The sequence below is a fragment of the Cellulosimicrobium sp. XJ-DQ-B-000 genome (assembly GCF_031119065.1).
GTDB classification, from domain to species: domain Bacteria; phylum Actinomycetota; class Actinomycetes; order Actinomycetales; family Cellulomonadaceae; genus Cellulosimicrobium; species Cellulosimicrobium funkei.
Genome location: NZ_JAVHYN010000003.1, coordinates 57486 through 75254, shown reverse-complemented (window position 1 = coordinate 75254; position 17769 = coordinate 57486). Strand labels below are relative to the sequence as shown.

Here is a 17769-nt window from a genome sequence, read left to right as displayed (position 1 = left end):
GGTCGGGGCACCAGCGTGCCCGGTCCGCCGCGGAGGCGCCAGGGTGCCGGCCCGGGAGGCGCCCCGTCAGCGCCTCCCGGGTCGGTCGTGCGTCCTGCGGTCAGGAGCAGGACGGGACTGTGACGACCTGGTCGACGGTCTGCGTCCCGTCCGCCCCCGTCGCCGTGACGGTGACGTCCAGGTCGCCCGTCGCGGACCGCGCGGCGAACGACTGGTACGCGCTCGCCCCCGGCGCGACGCCGGTGAACGACCTCGTCCCGAGCGACGACGCCAGCTCGACGTCGACGGCCGCGTCGGAGACGTTCACCGCGCGGACCGCGACGTAGGGCTTGCCGGCGAGGCAGCGCGGGCTGACCTCGACCTCGACGAGCACGACGTCGGCCGGCTCCTCCAGGGCGTCGACGGCGCCCTGGAGCGCGAGCCGCGCGTCGTGCAGCGCCACGTCGGACGCCGCCGCGTCGTCGAGCGTCCCGGTCGCCGCGGCGAGAGCCGTGCGGAAGGCCTGCCAGGACTCGGGGCTGTACCCCTCGTCAGTCAGGGCCTCGGCGCTCGCCACGAGGTTCTCGAGCCGACGGCGCTCGGCGGGCACGAGCTGGTCGGTCGCCAGGCCGAGGCGCCGGGCCCTCTCGTCGGCCTGCGCCTGGGTGGCGCCGGCGTCGGAGAGCACGGACCGTGCCGCCGCGAGCTCGCGCGTGAAGACGCGCGCGTCGATCCGGCCGTACCGCGCGATCTCCGCCTCGAACGCCTCGGCGTCCTCGACGGACGCGGCGAGCGCCGCGGTGTCCGTGGAGGGAGCCTCGACGTCGTACGCGTCGGTGAAGAACCGCATGCTGTCGAGGTTCGCGACGTACGGGTGGTCGGCGTACGCCTCGGTGGACAGGCGCACCCACACCTGGTGCTTGCCGCGCACCGTGCTCGGCAGGTCGACGACGGCGGTCCCGTCCGTCGTCCAGCTCGACCCGGTGTTCGCCAGCGGGACGGTGACGAACGGCTCGCCCGGGTTCGCCGGGTCGAACGCGTCGAGATACACCGACAGCGCGGAGCTCCGCCCGGACCGGTTGGAGTTGTGCACGTAGTGGATCGAGAGCCGGTCGAGCGCGGCGGAGCCGAGGTCGATCTCGCCGTAGGCGAGCCAGTCGCCGTCCGCGGTGCCGCCGACGTTCGTCACCGGACCGCTCGTCCACGTCGAGCTCTCGTTCTTCAGCCCTCGGCCGGAGTTCGACGTCCAGGCCTCGGACTCGACGACGACCGACGTCGGGCCGCCCGGCGCGAACGTCAGGCTGTCGAGGTTCGCGACGTACGGGTGGTCGGCGTACGGCTCGGTCGACAGGCGCACGAACACCTCGTGCGTCCCCTGCACCGTCTCGGGCAGGACGACGGTCGCGGTCCCGTCCGCGGTCCAGCTCGACCCGGTCGTCGGCAGCGGCACGGTGACGAACGGCTCCCCCGGGTTCTCCGGGTCGAACGCGTCGAGGTACACCGACAGGGCAGAGTTCTTCCCGGAGCGGTTCGCGTTGTGCACGTAGTGGACCGACAGCTCGCCGAGCGGGAGCTCACCGAGGTCGACCTCGCCGTAGGCGATCCAGTCGCCGTCCGCGGTGCCGCCGACGTTCGTCACCGGACCGCTCGTCCACGTCGAGGACTCCTTCTTGAGCCCGCGACCGGAGCTCGCGGTCCAGTCCTCGGCCTCGATCGTCACCGTCGGTGACTCGCCCGGCTGACCTGGGGCAGCCGGGTCCTCGGCGCTGAACCGGAACCAGTCGAAGTTGCCGACCCAGCTCCGCCCGGACGGCGCGAGCAGCTCGAACGTGACGACCTGCGCGTCGACGAGCGCCTGCACGTCGCCGAGCTCCGCCGTCACCTCGGCGTACCTGCCCCAGCCGCTCGTGCCCTTCAGGTCGACGGTCGCGACCACGGGGCCGCTCACGTCGCCCGCGTGCACGCGCACGGTGCTCGGCGTGTCCGTCGGGGCGAAGCTCGTGTCGTACCGGACCGTGAGGAAGCGCGGCGGGGTGTCCCCGGCGGCGGTCTCGAAGGTCATGTCGCGGTACTGCACCCACGACCCGGAGCGCACGCCGCCGAGGTTGCCGGACGAGCTGTTCGCCTCGTTCTTCAGCTCGCCGCCCGACCACGCCTCGGACTGCTCGGCCTCGAGCGTGCGGTAGCCGCCGCCCGTGAGGTCGAGCGCGTCGGCCGCCGCACCGAGCCGGTCGGCCGCGAACCGCAGCGCGATGCTCGTCGCGGCCTCGTCACCGAGGACCTCCTGCGCCGTCGTCAGCGCGGTGGAGAACCGGTCGAACGTCACCGAGGAGTAGTTCCCGTGCCGCACGAGCACGGCGTCGTCGACGAGCGCGGCGAGCGCGTCGCGCTCGGCGGACGCCACGGACAACCGCAGGGGCGAGCGCACCGAGATGCCCTGTCCCTGGAGCGACGCCGCGGCGACGCCGTCGGCGAGCGCGGCGTCGCGCAGGTGCACGAAGAAGCGCGCGTCGGCGGACGCCGTCCCCGTCAGGGAGACGGTCAGCGCGGTCGGTGACACGACCGTCACCGCCGCCGTGACGCCGTCGGGCAGCCCGACGACGCTCGCCGTCCCGCTCGTGACGAGGTCCGTGCCGGCGGGCGCGGCGAGGCGGGCGCCGTCGAGCGTGAGCGTCACGGTCGCGTCGAGCGCGCCGCCGTCGCGGGTCTGCACGGTGGTCGGGTCGGCGCTGACGCGCGGTCCCTCGGCCGGCTCGTCGGTCGCGGTGCTCATCGAGAACGCGGGCGCGGTGTCCGTGCCCCAGTCGCTCGGCTGCTCGCCCATGCGGAACGCGAGGTCCGCGCCCCCGACCACGGTCGCGTAGTCGACCCACGTGTTGCCGAACGTCGCGCCGTCGAGCGTCGCGGACTGGACGTAGAACGCGTCCTCCGAGACGCCGTCGGCCGTGACCGTGAAGGCGCTGCCGTCGTCGTACGTGATGGTCGTCGAGTCGAAGAACGGCGACCCGACCTGGAACTGGGACGAGCCCGCGGTCACCGGGAACAGGCCGACGGCCGCGGCGACGAACATCGTCGACATCGTGCCCGCGTCGTTGTCCATCGTGGGGAGCATCCCGCGTGGGTCGAGCTGGTAGACCTTCGTCTTCACGGGCGGCGTGAACTCGCCGCCTCCGCTCGGGACGGCGCTCGAGGAGCCCGTCGCGATGTACCGGTTCCAGGTCTCCTTCGTGTAGATCGCGCGCGCCCACTTCTGCGTGAGGCTCGGCTCGCCCGTGTAGTTGAACAGGTACGGCGCCTGGAGGTCGATCTCGTTCGCGTTCGAGTGGAGCATGGCCGTGCCGTCGTCCGGCGCGTGCTCACCGAACATGTGTCGCATGGCGAGGCGCGCCGCCTCGGGGCCGCCCATCGCCTCGACGAGCGCGTCCATGTCGTACGCGTCGTACCAGTGGTACTGCCAGAGCGTGCCCTGGTAGAGGCTCGCGGCCTCGAACTTCGCGTAGTCGGCGCTCTGCCACGACCCGTCGGCGGCGCGCGGGGTGAGGAGGCCGACCTGCGTGCCGTCGGCCGCGGTCCACGCGCCCGGCTTGGTGAGCTTCTCGATCGGCCACGACGCCTGCTCGCGCAGCGTCTGGGCCTCGTCGGTCAGCCCGAGCTCGTCCGCGATCACGGACAGGCCGTACTGGTCGTAGCCGCGCTGCACGGACGCGCCGGGGTTGCCCGCCACGTAGCCGCGCCGGAGCTCGTCCGCGCTGTACTGCCCCACGAGGCGCTGCAGCGCCGGGTACGCCTCGTCGAGGCGGTCGAACCCGTCGAAGCCCTTGGCGACCGCGTCCGCGACCACGACCGACGACCGCTCCCAGCGCACCGTCGGGACGGAGTGCACGAACCCGCCGAGCCCGCCGCCGGTCCCCGTCGCCTCGGCGTCCGCGAACAGGTAGACCAGCGACTGCACCATGTCCCGGTACAGCGCCGGGTCGATGTACGCGATGACGGAGAACTTGCGGAAGTCGTCCCACGTGGCCCACGAGTCGTAGTACGTGAAGCCCTGCGCGGCGTGCACCGCGCCGTCGACGCCGCGATACGTGCCCGAGGTGCTCGTCGCGTTCATCGGCATGGCGAACATGCGGTAGAGGTGCGTGTAGAAGAGCTGCTGGAGCTCACCCGTCGGGTCCGTCGCCGTCGACGCGTCGATCGCGACCCGCCCGAGCGTCGCGTTCCACTCCGCGCGCGTGCGGTCGCGGATCGCGTCGAACGACAGGTCGCCGAGCTCGACCTGCTGATCGATCCGCGCCTGCTCGACGCTCACCGGCGACAGTGTGACCTGAAGCCCGATCTCCTCGGCGTCGGCCGGGTCGAACGTGAGGATCGCGCCGGTGTCGACGCCGTCCTGGGACGTCGCGTCGACGAGCCTGTCGTCGTCGCCCCACGTCTGCACGGTCGCAGGCTGCAGCGTGCGCGCGGTGTAGTACAGCGTGTAGGCCGCGTTGTAGAAGTACCCCGTGACCTGTCCGTACAGCTCCACGGTGCCGTCCGCGCGCGTCTCGACCTGCACCGACGACGACCGGCGGCTCGTGTTGTTCGTCTCGAGGTCCACGACGAGGCTCGGCGTCGAGCCCGCGGGGAACGCGTAGCGGTGCACGCCCGAGCGCGTGGTCGCCGCGACCTCGGCCTCGATCGTGCCCGGCGCGCCGGTGATCGCGCCGTCCTTCCCCGCGACGTTGCCGAGCCCGACGGAGTAGAAGCCGGGGCCCGCGTCCTCGTCGTCGTGCGAGAACGGGTGCGCGTACGTGCCCGTGCCGGGGCGCGCCGTGTACGACCCGGACGTCGGGACCACGAGGAGGTCACCGCCGCCGCCGGAGCCCCCGACCCCGTCGAGGTTGGTGTGCGTGAAGCCCGAGATCTTCGACTGCGCGTAGTCGTACCCGGTGTTGTTGCGGCCCGGGGTCGTGCGTGGGTTGACCTTCGCGAGGCCGTTCGGCGCCTGCGCGGCCGGCATGTCGTTGCCGTAGTCACCCTCGGTGCCGACGAAGACGTCGACCAGGGACGCGTAGTCGGCCGACGGCGGCTCGGGGGCGGCGCTCGCGGCGGTCGCGGGCGCGAGGCCGACGACGGCGAGCGCCACGGCGAGCGCCACGGCGAGCGCGCCCGCGACCAGCCGCGGGGCGGGCCGGCGCGTGCGGTCCGGGGTCGCGGTCCCGGGGGTCGACGGTCTGGGGTGCAGGGATCGGGGGGTCGGCAGGCTGGGGGCCATGGTGTCCTCGGGCAGGGGCCGCCGGCGGGGGCGCCGGGGCGGCAGGGTCGGTCAGGGGGTGGGATGGCGCGGGGGGCCGGGGCGGGCCCGCGCCACCCTGTCAGGGGCAGGTGACGAGCGGGTGGTCTGCGGGTGGCCGCACGGGGTGCTCCCTCCGTCCCACGGCGGCGTGGGCTCGGTGGTCGTCGGTGACGCGGAGGCTGGACGCGCGTCCCGTGCACGTCCGGGGCTACCCTCGCACACGTTGACAGCGCTATCAACCCCCTTCTCGGACCCCCGGGTCGCCCGCAGCGCCCGTCCGGCGACCCGCCTCCGCGACACCTGACAGACTCGTCCCGTGACCACCACGACCGGCCGCACCCCGGCTCTCCTCGCGCACGTGCCCGCCCCGACGGGCAAGGCCCCCGACCCGGACGCGCTCTACGAGGGGTTCACCACCTGGGCGACGGAGCAGGGTCTCGAGCTCTACCCCCACCAGAGCGAGGCGCTCATCGAGCTGGTCACCGGCTCGCACGTCATCCTCTCGACGCCCACCGGGTCGGGGAAGTCGCTCGTCGCGATGGGCGCCCAGTTCGCGGCGCTCGCCGCGCACCGCTCGGGCCGCGGCGGTCGCACCTACTACACCGCGCCGCTCAAGGCGCTCGTCAGCGAGAAGTTCTTCGCGCTCGTCGCGGCGTTCGGCTCCAAGAACGTGGGCATGACGACGGGCGACTCCGCCGTGAACCCCGACGCGCCGATCATCTGCTGCACGGCCGAGATCCTCGCGAACATCGCGCTGCGCCGCGGCGGCGAGAACGCCGGTGCGGACGACGAGGACGCGATCTCGCAGGTCGTCATGGACGAGTTCCACTTCTACGCCGACCCGCAGCGCGGCTGGGCGTGGCAGGTGCCGCTGCTCGAGCTGCCGAACACCCAGTTCCTGCTCATGTCCGCGACGCTCGGCGACACGACCCGGTTCGTCGAGGAGCTCGAGGAGCGCACCGGCCGGCCCGTCGCCGAGGTGACCACCGCGCAGCGGCCGGTCCCCCTGCACTTCAGCTACGTCGTCGAGCCGCTCACCGAGGTCATCGAGGAGCTCGTCAGCACGCGCCGCGCGCCCGTGTACGTCGTGCACTTCACGCAGAAGGACGCGGTCGAGCGCGCGCAGTCCCTGCTGTCGATGAACGTCGCGACGAAGTCCGAGAAGGAGGCGATCGCCGCCGAGCTCGGCGACTTCCGCTTCGGCACCGGGTTCGGCAAGACGCTCAGCAAGTTCCTGCGCCACGGCGTCGGCGTGCACCACGCGGGCATGCTGCCCAAGTACCGGCGCGTCGTCGAGCGCCTCACGCAGGCAGGTCTGCTCAAGGTGGTGTGCGGCACGGACACGCTCGGCGTCGGCATCAACGTGCCGATCCGCACCGTGCTGCTCACGAGCCTCGTGAAGTTCGACGGCGAGCGCATGCGCCACCTCACGGCACGCGAGTTCCACCAGATCGCGGGGCGCGCGGGCCGCGCCGGGTACGACACCGTGGGCGAGGTGCTCGTCATGGCACCCGAGCACGTCATCGAGAACCGCAAGATGCTCGCCAAGGCGGGCGACGACCCGAAGAAGCTCAAGAAGATCGTCCGCAAGAAGGCGCCGCAGGGCTCGGTCAACTGGACCGACGCGACGTTCGAGCGCCTGCGCGACGCCGAGCCCGAGCCGCTGACGAGCCACTTCACCGTCACGCACGCCATGGTGCTCAACGTCCTCGCGCGCACCGCGCAGCACGGTCGCGGCGGCCAGGCCGACGCGAGCGACCCGCGCCGCGACCCGGTCGAGGCCATGCGCCACCTTCTCCTCGCGAACCACGACACCGAGTCGCAGCGCCGCGAGCACGTGCGCCAGACGTTCCGCATCTACCGCTCGCTGCGCGTCGCGGGGATCGTCGAGCGCGTGCGCGTCCCCGACCCGTCGCGCCCTGCGGGCTACCGCCCGAGCGTGCGCCTCGTCGGCGACCTGCCGCGCGAGTTCGCGCTCAACCAGCCGCTGTCGCCGTTCGCGCTCGCGGCCCTGGACCTGCTCGACGTCGAGGGCGCGACCCACGCGCTCGACGTCGTCTCCGTCATCGAGGCGACGCTCGACGACCCGCGCCAGGTCCTCTACGCCCAGCAGAACGCCGCCAAGGGCGAGGCCGTCGCCGCGATGAAGGCCGAGGGGTACGAGTACGAGGAGCGCATGGCGCTGCTCGAGGAGATCACGTGGCCCAAGCCGCTCGAGGAGCTGCTCGCGCCCGCGTTCGCGATGTACAAGCGGTCCAACCCGTGGGTCGCGGACGCCGAGCTCTCCCCCAAGTCCGTGGTCCGCGACATGGTCGAGCGCGCCATGACGTTCGCGGAGTTCGTGTCCGTCTACGGGCTCGAGCGCACGGAGGGCGTGGTGCTGCGCTACCTCGCGGACGCCTACCGCGCGCTGCGCCAGGTCGTCCCCGAGGAGCACCGCACCGAGGAGGTGCAGGAGATCGTCGAGTGGCTCGGCGAGCTGGTGCGCGGCGTCGACTCGTCGCTCCTCGACGAGTGGGAGCGCCTGGCGCACCCGGTCGACGACGACGCGGACACCGAGGTGGGCGACGGCCCGCTCTCCGGGGCGGGGGCCGAGGCGCCGACGCGTCCCGTCACAGGCAACCCGCGCGCGTTCCGCCGCCTCGTGCGCAACGCGCTGTTCAAGCGCGTGGAGCTCGCGGCGCGTGAGGACTACCGCGCGCTCGGCGCGCTCGACGGCGGCGCGGGCTGGGACGCGGACGCGTGGGGCGACGCGCTCGACCCGCTCTTCGAGGACCAGGGCGACGACGCGATCGGCATCGGGCCCGGGGCCCGCTCCGCGGCGCTGTTCCGCGTCGTCGAGGCGGGCGCCGAGCTGCCCGCGGGCCACGAGGGCCCGACGGCGGAGCACGCCCCCGGCGGCGTGGTGCCCGCGGGCACGTGGCTCGTGCGGCAGGTGCTCGACGACCCGGCGGGCGACCACGACTGGGCGATCACGGCGAGCGTCGACCTCGCGGCGAGCGACGAGGCGGGCGAGCCCGTGGTGACGGTGCTCGCCGTCGGGCCGCTGTAGGCCGGGCGAGACCGCGCCCCGCCGCCCTCACTCGACCGGCAGGAGCCCGCGCCGCGCGAAGACGTCCTTCGCGACCGCGGTCGCGTTGAGCGCGCGCGGGAACCCGCAGTACACCGCGGACTGCAGGAGCGCCTCGACGATCTCGCGCGGCGTCAGCCCGACCTCCAGCGCGGTGACGACGTGGATGTCGAGCTGCGCCTCGCAGCCCCCGAGCGCGGCGAGCATCCCGAGCGTGACGAGCTGGCGGTCCCGCGGTTCGAGGTGCGGCCGCGCGTACATCTCGCCGTACGCCCACGCCGAGATCTGGTGCTCGAGCTCGGGCGAGACGTCCGCGAGCGCCTCGGCGATGGCGGCGGGCGCCGCCTCGTTGACCGCGCCGAACACCGCCCGCCCGTGCTCGTAGCGCTCCGCGCGCGTCGTCGACCGGTCGTCCGTGGAGTTCCCCTGCGTCACGCGGAGCAGGGTAGAGGACGCGCGGCGGTCGCGGTCGACGGTCTCGCGCCCCAGGTCGCGCCGCGCTGGTCGCGTCCTACGGTGAACTCATGAGCGACGCACCGCGCACCGGTCGGCACCCCGGCGAGCCCCACCACCCGGAGAGCACGGGCTCACGGCTCAACCGGCTCCGGGCGGGGGTGCTCGGCGCGAACGACGGCATCGTCTCGACGGCAGGCGTCGTCGTGGGCGTCGCGGCGACGAGCACGTCGATCCCCGTCATCGCGACGGCGGGCGGCGCGGCGCTGCTCGCGGGCGCGCTGTCCATGGCCGCGGGCGAGTACGTCTCGGTGAGCACGCAGCGCGACACCGAGAAGGCGCTGCTGGCGACCGAGCGCCGCGAGCTCGCGGAGATGCCGGACGCGGAGCTCGACGAGCTCGCCGGCATCTACGAGGCGAAGGGCCTGACGCCCGACCTCGCACGCCAGGTCGCGGTCCAGCTCACCGAGCGCGACCCGCTCGCCGCGCACGCCGACGCGGAGCTGCACATCGACCCCGACGAGCTCACGAGCCCGTGGGAGGCCGCGGTCGCGTCGATCGTGTCGTTCACCGTCGGTGGCCTGCTGCCGCTCGCGGCGATCCTCCTGGCCCCGGCGGCCATCCGTATCCCGCTCACCTTCGTCGCCGTCGTGCTCGCGCTCGTCCTCACCGGCTGGGGGTCGGCACGCCTCGGCGACGCGCCCACGCGCCGCGCGACGGTGAGGACCGTCGTCGGCGGCGCGGTCGCGATGGGCGTCACGTACGCGATCGGCTCGCTGCTCGACGTGAACGTCTAGCCGAAGGCCCGGGACTGTCGGGGCTCCCGGCGCCCGCGCGGCGACTTGGGTAGGGTGTGGCCCATGTCGAGCCCTGAGGCATCCACTCCGGGGGCTTTCGGTCACACCGTCAGCCCCCAGGACCGCTGAGCCTCTCAGCGCTGCCCTCCGCCCCCGCTCCGTGCGGGTGCCGTGCCGGACGCCGCCCTCCGGGCGCTGACCGTGGTGTGACGAGACACCTCCTGCTCGTCCTCTCGCACCCCGGAGCCCTCGATGCCTCGTGCCCTGTACCTGCTCGCCCTGGCGGTCTTCGCCATGGGCACCTCGGAGTTCATGCTCGCCGGCCTGGTGCCGGACATCGCCGCCCGTCTCGATGTCCCGGTGGGGACGGCGGGCCTGCTGACGTCGGCCTTCGCCGTCGGCATGGTCCTCGGCGCGCCGGTCATGGCGGCTTCGGCCCGCCGCCTGCCGGTGCGGGCGACGCTGCTCGGCTGCGTCGCGCTGTTCGCCCTCGCCCACGTCGTCGGCGCGGTCACCCCGAGCTTCGCGGCGCTCGTCGCGGTCCGGGTGGTGGCAGCCTTCGCCAACGCGGGGTTCCTCGCCGTCGCGCTCGGCACGGCCGCGACGCTCGTGCCCGCGGACCGCACGGGGCGCGCCGTCGCCGTGCTGCTGTCGGGCACCACCGTCGCGATGGTCGCGGGCGTCCCGGCCGGGGCTCTCCTCGGCGCCGCGTGGGGCTGGGAGTCGACCTTCTGGGCCGTCGCGGTCCTCTGCCTGCCCGCCGCGCTCGGGATCGCGCGCGGCCTCCCCGCGCGCGGGCCCGAGCGTGCGGCCCTGCTGCCCGTCGGCGCACGGTCGCTGCGGACGGAGGTGGCACAGCTCGTCTCGCCCCCGCTCGGCCTCACGATGGTGTCCGCCGCGCTGGTCAACACCGGCACCTTCGCGACGCTCACGTTCCTCGCTCCGCTGGTGACCGACGTCGCCGGGCTGAGCTGGTGGTGGGTGCCCGTCGCGCTCGTGCTCTTCGGGGTCGGCTCCTTCCTCGGCGTCACCGTCGCGGGCCGGACGTCCGACCGCATCCCCGGGGTCGTGGTCGCCGTGGGCGGCGTCCTGCTGCTGGGCGGCTGGGTCGCCCTGGCCACCTTCGCCGCCGTTCCGGTGGTGCTGCTCTGCCTCGTGCTGGTGCAGGGCGTCCTGGGCTTCGCGGTCGGCAGCACGTTGATCGCGCAGGTGCTCCGCGCGGCGTCGGGCGCACCGACCCTGGGCGGCTCCTTCGCCACGGCGGCGCTCAACGTCGGCGCGGCCGTAGGGCCGGCCGTCGCCGCAGCGACCATCGCCACCCGGCTCGGCGACCGTGGGCCGGTGTGGGTCGCCGTGGCGGCGACCGCGCTCGCCCTGGTGACGGCGGCCATCCTGCGTCGCGTGACCGGCCCCGCGACGGCCCGCGCCCCCCGATGACCCGTGCGGGCGCTCCCCCGCGCGCTGCGGCACAATCGGGCCGTGGCCAAGAAGTCGAAGTCCTCCGCGCACGCCGGCACGCCCGCGGTCGCCCTCCTCGAGCGCGAGGGGGTCGCGCACACGCTCCACCCGTACGAGCACGACCCGTCGAGCGAGCTGTCCTTCGGGCTCGAGGCGGCCGCGGCCATCGGGGTGCCCGCGGAGCAGGTGTTCAAGACGTTGCTCGCCGTGGTCGACGGCGGCCCGCTCGTCGTCGGGATCGTGCCGGTCGACCGGCAGCTCGACCTCAAGGCGCTCGCCAAGGCCGCAGGCGGCAAGAAGGCGAGCATGGCCGAGCCCGCCGCGGCCGAGCGCGCGACGGGCTACGTCGTCGGCGGGATCTCGCCGCTGGGCCAGAAGCAGCCCCACCGCACGTTCGTCGACGACAGCGCGCTCGCGTTCGACGCCGTCTACGTCTCGGGCGGACGCCGCGGGCTCGACGTCGGCCTGTCGCCCGCGGACCTCCTGCGCCTCACGGCGGGCACGGCCGCCCCGATCGCGCGGTAGGCGGTCCGTCAGCGCTGGTAGAAGGTGTACCGCGCGTCGGTCGGGACGATGTCCTTGCCGAGCGGCAGGAGCGAGACGGGGATCATCTTGAGGTTGGCGATGCCGAGCGGGATCCCGATGATCGACACGAACAGCGGGATCGCGGTGACGACGTGCCCGATCGCCAGCCAGATCCCCGCGACGAGCACCCAGATGACGTTCCCGATCGTCGACCAGGCGCCCGCGGTCGGCTTGTCGACCACCGTGCGGCCGAACGGCCACAGCGCGTAGCCCGCGATGCGGAACGACGCGATCCCGAACGGGATCGTCACGATCAGGATGCAGCAGATGATCCCCGCCACGACGTAGCCCAGCGCGAGCCACAGCCCGGCGAACACGAGCCAGATGATGTTGAGCAGCGTCTTCACGGCACCGTCCTTTCCCCACCATTCTCGCCGATCGAGCGGTCGGTGCGGATCGGGGACCACCCTGAGACGACCCGGATCCCGGACCGTGCGGCCGACCTAGACTGACCGCATGCCCCTCCCCGAGCCGTCGTCCGTGCTGGCCGCGCAGATCGCGCAGAACCTCGCCCGGGTGCGGACCCGGGTGGACGACGCCGCGCGCGCGGCTGGGCGTGCGGCGTCGGACGTGCGGCTGCTCGTGGCGACGAAGACCCAGCCCGCCGACGCGGTGCGCGCGGTGGTCGAGGCCGGCGCGGACCTCATCGGCGAGAACCGCGTGCAGGAGCTGGTCGCGAAGGCGCCGGACCTCGCCGACCTCGTCACCGCGGGACGGGTCGAGGTCCACATGATCGGCCACCTCCAGCGCAACAAGGTCAACCAGGTCCTCGCCACCGCGACCGGGGTCGAGAGCGTGGACTCGCTCGCGCTCGCCGAGGCGCTCGCGGCGCGCTGCGCGCGCGACGGCCGCGTGCTCGACGTCCTGGTGCAGGTCAACGTCTCGGGCGAGGAGTCGAAGTCGGGCGTGCGGCCCGACGACGCGCCCGCCCTCGCGACGGCGGTCGCCGCGCTCGACGGGCTGCGGCTCGCGGGCTTCATGACGATCGGCGCGAACTCGCCCGACGAGGCCGTGGTGCGCGCGGGCTTCGCGCGCCTGCGCGCGGTGCGCGACGCCGTCGTGGGGTCGGGCGCGCCGGGGACCGCAGACGCCCGTGCGCTGTCCATGGGCATGAGCGGCGACCTGGAGCTCGCGGTCGCCGAGGGCGCGACGATCGTCCGCGTCGGCACCGCCGTCTTCGGCCCCCGCCCCACCCCGCCGAGGTAGAGCCCGGGTCCGCCGAGGTAGAGGCCCGGTAGGGCGAGGTAGAGGCCTGGTCGCGACCAGGCCTCTACCTCGCGGTACCCGGCCTCTCCCTCGGCGGGGTGGTCATCGCGCGGGGAGGGCGCCCAGGCGCGCGAGCGCGCCGCGGACCCCGGCCACGCCGTCTCCGGCCAGCGCCTCGCGCGCGGCGTCGGCCTCGACGCCCGCGAGGAGCATCACGAGCGCGACGTGCACCTCGCCGTCGGCCGCGCGCAGCACGTCCTCGCACTCCGCCGAGCCCAGGCCGGTCGCCTGCACGAGCATCCGGACGATGCGTGCGCGCAGCTTCTGGTTCGTCGGGCGCACGTCGATCATGAGGTTCGAGTACGTCTTGCCGAGGCGGATCATCGTCGCGGTCGAGAACGTGTTGAGCACGAGCTTCTGAGCCGTCGCCGCCTTCATGCGCGTGGAGCCCGTGACGACCTCGGGGCCCGTGTCGACGAGGATCGCGACGTCCACCCCGGCCGCGAGCGGCGCGTCCGGGTTGGCCGAGACGAGCACCGTGCGCGCCCCGCGCTCGCGCGCGACGTCGAGCGCCCCGCGCACGTACGGCGTGCGGCCGCTCGCCGCGAGCCCGACGACGACGTCGCGCGGCCCGACCGCGTCGACGTCGGCGCGCCCGAGCGCCACGTCGTCCTCCGCCCCCTCGACGGCCAGCATCATGGCGCCCACGCCGCCGGCGAGGTGCGCGACGAACCACTCCTCGCCCACCCCGTACGTCGGCAGGAGCTCGACAGCGTCGAGCACGCCGAGTCGGCCCGACGTGCCCGACCCCACGTAGTGCACGCGGCCGCCGGAGCGCAGCGCCTCCACGGCGAGGTCGACGGCCTGCGCGATGCGACCGCGCTGGGCCCGCACCGCGTCCGCGACGACGGCGTCCTCCTCGGTGATGAGCCGGACGACGTCCGCCGTCGGGAGCAGGTCGACGTCGGTCGTGCGCGGGTTGCGCTCCTCGGTCGGCGAGGCGAGGCGCACCAGCTCCTGCCACTCGTCGGGGCTCGAGGTGGTGCTCGCAGCCCCGCTCGGAGTGCCGCTCGTGGCGACGGTCGGGTCGGTCATCGGGAGGTTCCCTTCGTCGGGTCCGGCAGCGGACCCTGGGTGCGCGGGCCCGGGTGCAGGCCGTGCGGGGTGTTGGCGAGCGTCAGACGGCGCACCGGGCCGCTCGCGGCGGGCCACGGCAGCGGCGTGGGCGGGGTGAGCGAGCCGAGGACGACCGCGCGGCGGGCCCCCGTCGCCCGACGGCGGTGCTCGCCGACGGCGGTGCCCGGCAGCCCGTGGGCCGACAGGAAGCCCAGGAGCGCGAAGAGGTACGCCTCCTTCGCGTCGACCGGCAGGCCGAGCGCCTCGGACGTCACGACCTCGCACGCGTGCGGCACGCGCTCGGCGAGCGCCGCGCGCAGCCGGTCGAGGAGCACAGGGTTGCGCGCTCCCCCGCCGGACGCGACGACGCGGCGCACGTCGCGGCCCGCGAGCGCGTCGGCGACGCTGACCGCGGTGAGCTCGGTGAGCGTCGCGACGAGGTCGGGGCCGGTGAGCCCCGGGCGCACGGACGCGAGCCGGCGGGCCGTGTACGTCGTGTCGAAGAGCTCGCGGCCCGTCGACTTCGGGGCGGGCGCGGCGAAGTACGGGTCGTCGAGCAGAGCCGCGAGCGCCACCGGGTCGACCGTGCCCTGCGCGGCGAGCTCGCCGTCCTTGTCGTACGCGAGACGGCCGTCGGTGAGCGCCGCGACCGCGACGTCGAGCAGGCAGTTGCCGGGGCCCGTGTCCCAGCCGGTGACCGGGTCGTCGACGCGCCCCACGAGGGACACGTTCGCGATCCCCCCGATGTTGAGGGCTGCGGTGAGCCCGGCGTCCGCGGCCGCGTCGGCGCCCGCGTCCTCGCGCCCGAGCCAGAGCGCGTCGAGCACGCTGACGAGCGGCGCGCCGTGGCCGCCGGCCGCGACGTCGGCCACGCGGAAGTCGCTGATGACCGGGCGCTTGACGTGCTCCGCGACCCACGCGGCGTTGCCGAGCTGGAGCGTGCCGCGGGCCCGCGCCCCGACGACCCAGTGGTAGATCGTCTGGCCGTGGGACGCGACGAGGTCGACGTCGCCGCCGGCGACGTCGTCGATCGCGCGCCGACCGGCGCGGCCGAGCTCCTGCCCGATGAGGGTGTCGAGCTGGGCCACCTCGGCCACGTCGACGGCGGCGGGCGGCAGCGCCTTGAGGATGCGCTCGCGCAGGGCGCGCGGCCACGCGTACTCCGTGTGGCCCAGGGGCCGCATGCGCAGCACGCCGTCGTCGCCGAGCGTGAGGTCGGCCGCGGCCGCGTCGATCGCGTCGACCGACGTGCCGGAGGACAGTCCGAGGACGATCATCGCTCTCCCTCCTGTTCCACGCCGACGGTCGGGTCGGCTCGAGGCGTCTCCGTACCGGTGCTCGCGCGGGGGCCTGTCGTCCCCCGCAGGAGCGCGACGGCGGCGCGCGCGTTGGCGCGCCCCGTCCCGCACGCGACGACGACCGTGCGGCCCGCGCCGAACCACGGGCCGACGGCGCCGGGGAACCCGGTGTGCACGACGGCGGCGTCGGGCCGCGCCGCGAGCAGCTCCGTGAGCCGCTCGTGCTCGCCCGAACCGGGCACCGGCTCGCGCGTGAGGACGACGAGCGGGCGGTCGCCCGCGCGCACGGCGTCGAGCGTGCGCGCCCACGCCTCGGCGTCGGCCGGGCGCAGGTGCCGCACGTCGGGGCCGAACGCGTCGTCGAGCGCGCGCTGGACGTGCTGCGCGGTGCGGCCCGCGGCGTGGTCGAACCGCAGGCGCAGGTCGACGACGTCGGGTGCCGTGGGGACGGGCGGATCTTGCGGCGCGGGCCCGGCGAACCGGACGGCGCGCGCCGCGACGCGGGCGCCTACCTGGTCGAGGACGTCGAGCGCGGCGCGCGCGGACTCCGGCGAGGGGACGATGCCGCTCGCCGCCTGGCGCGCGCGCACCGCGGCGAGGGTGCGTGCCGTGCGCGCGGCGGACGCGCGCAGGCGCTCGACCGTGACCCGGCCGGACGCGACGGCGTCCACGAGCGCGCGCTGCGCCTGGCGGAACAGGACCTCGTCGTCGCGCCCGACGGTCGTGCCCAGGCACAGCAGGTCGGCGCCCGCCTCGACCGCGCGGACCGCGACCTCGCCGATGCCGTGCGGCGCGGCGTCGTCGGCACGGGACGAGGTGACCGTGTCGCCCGCCGCGTACGTCGCGACCGCGCCCATGTCGAGCGCGTCGGTGACGATCGGCCCGTCGAACCCGAGCTCGCGCACGAGCGCGCCGACGGCGGGCTCGAGCGTCGCGGGCAGCGCGCCGAGCGCGGGGACGACGACGTGCGCCGTCATCACGGCGTCGAGCAGCGCGTCGCCGGCCTCGTCGTCCGGGGCCATGGTCGCGACGAACGGGGGCAGGTCGCGCGCGCGGAGCTCGTCGAGGCTCGCGTCCACGATCGGGAGCGCGAGGTGCGAGTCGACGTTCGTCGCACCGTGGCCCGGGAAGTGCTTGCCGCACGCGCCCGCGCCTCCCGCGTGCAGGCCGCGGACGAACGCCGCCCCGTGGCGGGCGACGAGCGTGGGGTCCGCGCCGAACGAGCGCACGCCGATCACGGGGTTGTCGGGGTCGGAGTTCACGTCGAGGTCGGGCGCGAGGTCGAGGTCGACGCCCGTCGCGGTGAGCAGACGACCGAGCGCGGCGCCGACCTCCTCGGTGACCGCGACGTCGTCGACCAGCCCGAGGGCCGCGTTGCCGGGCAGGCTCGAACCGGTCGCCGCCTCGAGCCGGGACACGTCCCCGCCCTCCTCGTCGACCGCGACGAGCAGGTCGGGCGACGCGCCGCGCAGGCGCGCGGTGAGCCGCGCGGTGGTCGCGACGTCGGGCGTGTTGTGCCCGAACAGCACGACCCCGGCCAAGCCGTCGCGCGCCGCGTCGACGAGCCACGCCGGCAGGTCGTCCGTGCCGGTGAACCCGGGCAGGAGCACGCCGTTCACGGCGCGCACCACGTCGGCCGCGCGCCGCGCCCCGGTCGGGTCCGCCGTCGAGGGCGTCGCGCCGCTCATCCCTTCACCGACCCGGCGGTGAGGCCCGAGGACAGATTGCGCTGCACGAGGACGAAGAACACGAGCACGGGCAGCGTGATGATCGTCGACGCGGCCATGACGGCGCCCCAGTCGGTCGTGTTCTCGCCGAAGAACTTCTGCAGCCCGATCGGCACGGTGTACTTGCTCGACTGCTGGAGGAACGTCAGCGCGAAGATGAACTCGTTCCACGCGGTGATGAAGGAGAAGACGCTCGTCGCGACGACCCCGGGCGCGACGAGCGGCACCAGGACCTTCCAGAACATGCGCCCCCACGACGCGCCGTCGAGGAACGCCGCCTCCTCCAGCTCGACCGGCACCGCGGCGACGAAGCCGCGCAGCGTCCAGATCGCGAAGGGCAGCGCGAACGCGAGGTACACGACCGCCAGACCCAGGAGCGAGTTGAGCATGTTGAGGTTGCGCATCTGGATGAACAGCGGGATGACGAGCGCCTCGAGCGGCACCATCTGCACCATGAGGATGAGCACGAGCATCGACTTGCGGAACCGGAAGCGGAACCGGCTCACCGCGACGGCGGCGAGCAGCGCCACGACCGACGACGCGAGCACCGTGCCGAGCGCGACGAGCACCGAGTTGCGCAGGTAGTGGCCGAACCCGCCGTCGTCGATCACGGTGACGAAGTTGTCCCACGTGACGCCGGCGGGAAGGAGCCGGGCGCCGCGCGTCGCGGCCTCCGGGTCGATCGCCGAGGAGAACATCCAGTAGGCGGGGAAGAGCGAGAAGACGAGGAGGGCGACGATCCCCAGGGTCTTGGCCGCCGCGACGCCAGGTCGGCGGCGGCGGGCGCGCAGCACCTGCTCGGTGCGGG

Annotated in this window: 12 protein-coding genes; 5 read left to right on the top strand and 7 right to left on the bottom strand. The window is 74.5% G+C overall.

Annotation, left to right across the window (positions count from 1 at the left end):
* Window positions 1-100 precede the first annotated feature (100 nt).
* Window positions 101-5230 (bottom strand): glycoside hydrolase domain-containing protein, encoded by a 5130-nt coding sequence (locus RDI86_RS06435; protein ID WP_308820981.1) that lies wholly within the window; start codon window positions 5228-5230, stop codon window positions 101-103.
* Between the two features lie 337 nt (window positions 5231-5567).
* Between RDI86_RS06435 and RDI86_RS06430 the strand changes: the two genes are divergently transcribed.
* A complete protein-coding gene (locus RDI86_RS06430) occupies window positions 5568-8303 on the top strand; it encodes an RNA helicase (RefSeq protein ID WP_043657742.1) in 2736 nt (911 codons plus the stop codon).
* Between the two features lie 27 nt (window positions 8304-8330).
* On the opposite strand, the gene RDI86_RS06425 is transcribed toward RDI86_RS06430, so the two are convergent.
* Entirely contained in the window at window positions 8331-8756 is a 426-nt protein-coding gene (locus RDI86_RS06425; RefSeq protein WP_076405713.1) for a carboxymuconolactone decarboxylase family protein, read from the bottom strand.
* A gap of 89 nt (window positions 8757-8845) precedes the next feature.
* Here RDI86_RS06425 and RDI86_RS06420 point away from each other — a divergent pair, with 89 nt between their 5' ends.
* From RDI86_RS06420 to ybaK, 3 genes are all read left to right on the top strand, one after another.
* Window positions 8846-9571 carry a VIT family protein gene (locus tag RDI86_RS06420; RefSeq protein WP_061266857.1) on the top strand — a complete coding sequence of 242 codons (726 nt, stop codon included), beginning with the start codon at window positions 8846-8848 and terminating at the stop codon, window positions 9569-9571.
* Between the two features lie 252 nt (window positions 9572-9823).
* The gene (locus tag RDI86_RS06415) at window positions 9824-11008 is read left to right on the top strand and encodes a Cmx/CmrA family chloramphenicol efflux MFS transporter (RefSeq protein WP_308820980.1); all 1185 of its coding nucleotides are present in this window, start codon (window positions 9824-9826) and stop codon (window positions 11006-11008) included.
* Between the two features lie 42 nt (window positions 11009-11050).
* Window positions 11051-11554 carry a Cys-tRNA(Pro) deacylase gene (ybaK, locus tag RDI86_RS06410; protein WP_061266868.1) on the top strand — a complete coding sequence of 168 codons (504 nt, stop codon included), beginning with the start codon at window positions 11051-11053 and terminating at the stop codon, window positions 11552-11554.
* A gap of 8 nt (window positions 11555-11562) precedes the next feature.
* Here the strand turns inward: ybaK and RDI86_RS06405 are convergent, their stop codons facing one another.
* Window positions 11563-11961: a YccF domain-containing protein gene (locus RDI86_RS06405; RefSeq protein ID WP_021483390.1), complete on the bottom strand. Its 399-nt coding sequence runs from the start codon at window positions 11959-11961 to the stop codon at window positions 11563-11565.
* 109 nt (window positions 11962-12070) lie between these two features.
* Between RDI86_RS06405 and RDI86_RS06400 the strand changes: the two genes are divergently transcribed.
* Window positions 12071-12820, top strand: a complete 750-nt coding sequence (locus RDI86_RS06400) for a YggS family pyridoxal phosphate-dependent enzyme (protein WP_076405717.1) — start codon at window positions 12071-12073, stop codon at window positions 12818-12820.
* A 102-nt stretch (window positions 12821-12922) separates the two neighbouring features.
* On the opposite strand, the gene RDI86_RS06395 is transcribed toward RDI86_RS06400, so the two are convergent.
* From RDI86_RS06395 to RDI86_RS06380, 4 genes are read right to left on the bottom strand one after another with little or no spacing between them, the layout of a single operon-like run.
* A complete protein-coding gene (locus tag RDI86_RS06395; protein ID WP_083711907.1) occupies window positions 12923-13915 on the bottom strand; it encodes an N-acetylmuramic acid 6-phosphate etherase in 993 nt (330 codons plus the stop codon).
* Entirely contained in the window at window positions 13912-15213 is a 1302-nt protein-coding gene (locus RDI86_RS06390; protein WP_308820979.1) for an anhydro-N-acetylmuramic acid kinase, read from the bottom strand. Before RDI86_RS06390 ends, RDI86_RS06395 begins: the two co-directional genes overlap by 4 nt.
* The gene (locus tag RDI86_RS06385) at window positions 15210-16922 is read right to left on the bottom strand and encodes a glycoside hydrolase family 3 N-terminal domain-containing protein (protein WP_308820978.1); all 1713 of its coding nucleotides are present in this window, start codon (window positions 16920-16922) and stop codon (window positions 15210-15212) included. The genes RDI86_RS06390 and RDI86_RS06385 overlap by 4 nt, the downstream gene beginning before the upstream one ends.
* On the bottom strand, window positions 16919-17755 hold the full coding sequence (locus RDI86_RS06380; protein ID WP_371810625.1) for a carbohydrate ABC transporter permease: 837 nt from the start codon (window positions 17753-17755) through the stop codon (window positions 16919-16921). Before RDI86_RS06380 ends, RDI86_RS06385 begins: the two co-directional genes overlap by 4 nt.
* Window positions 17756-17769 lie beyond the last annotated feature (14 nt).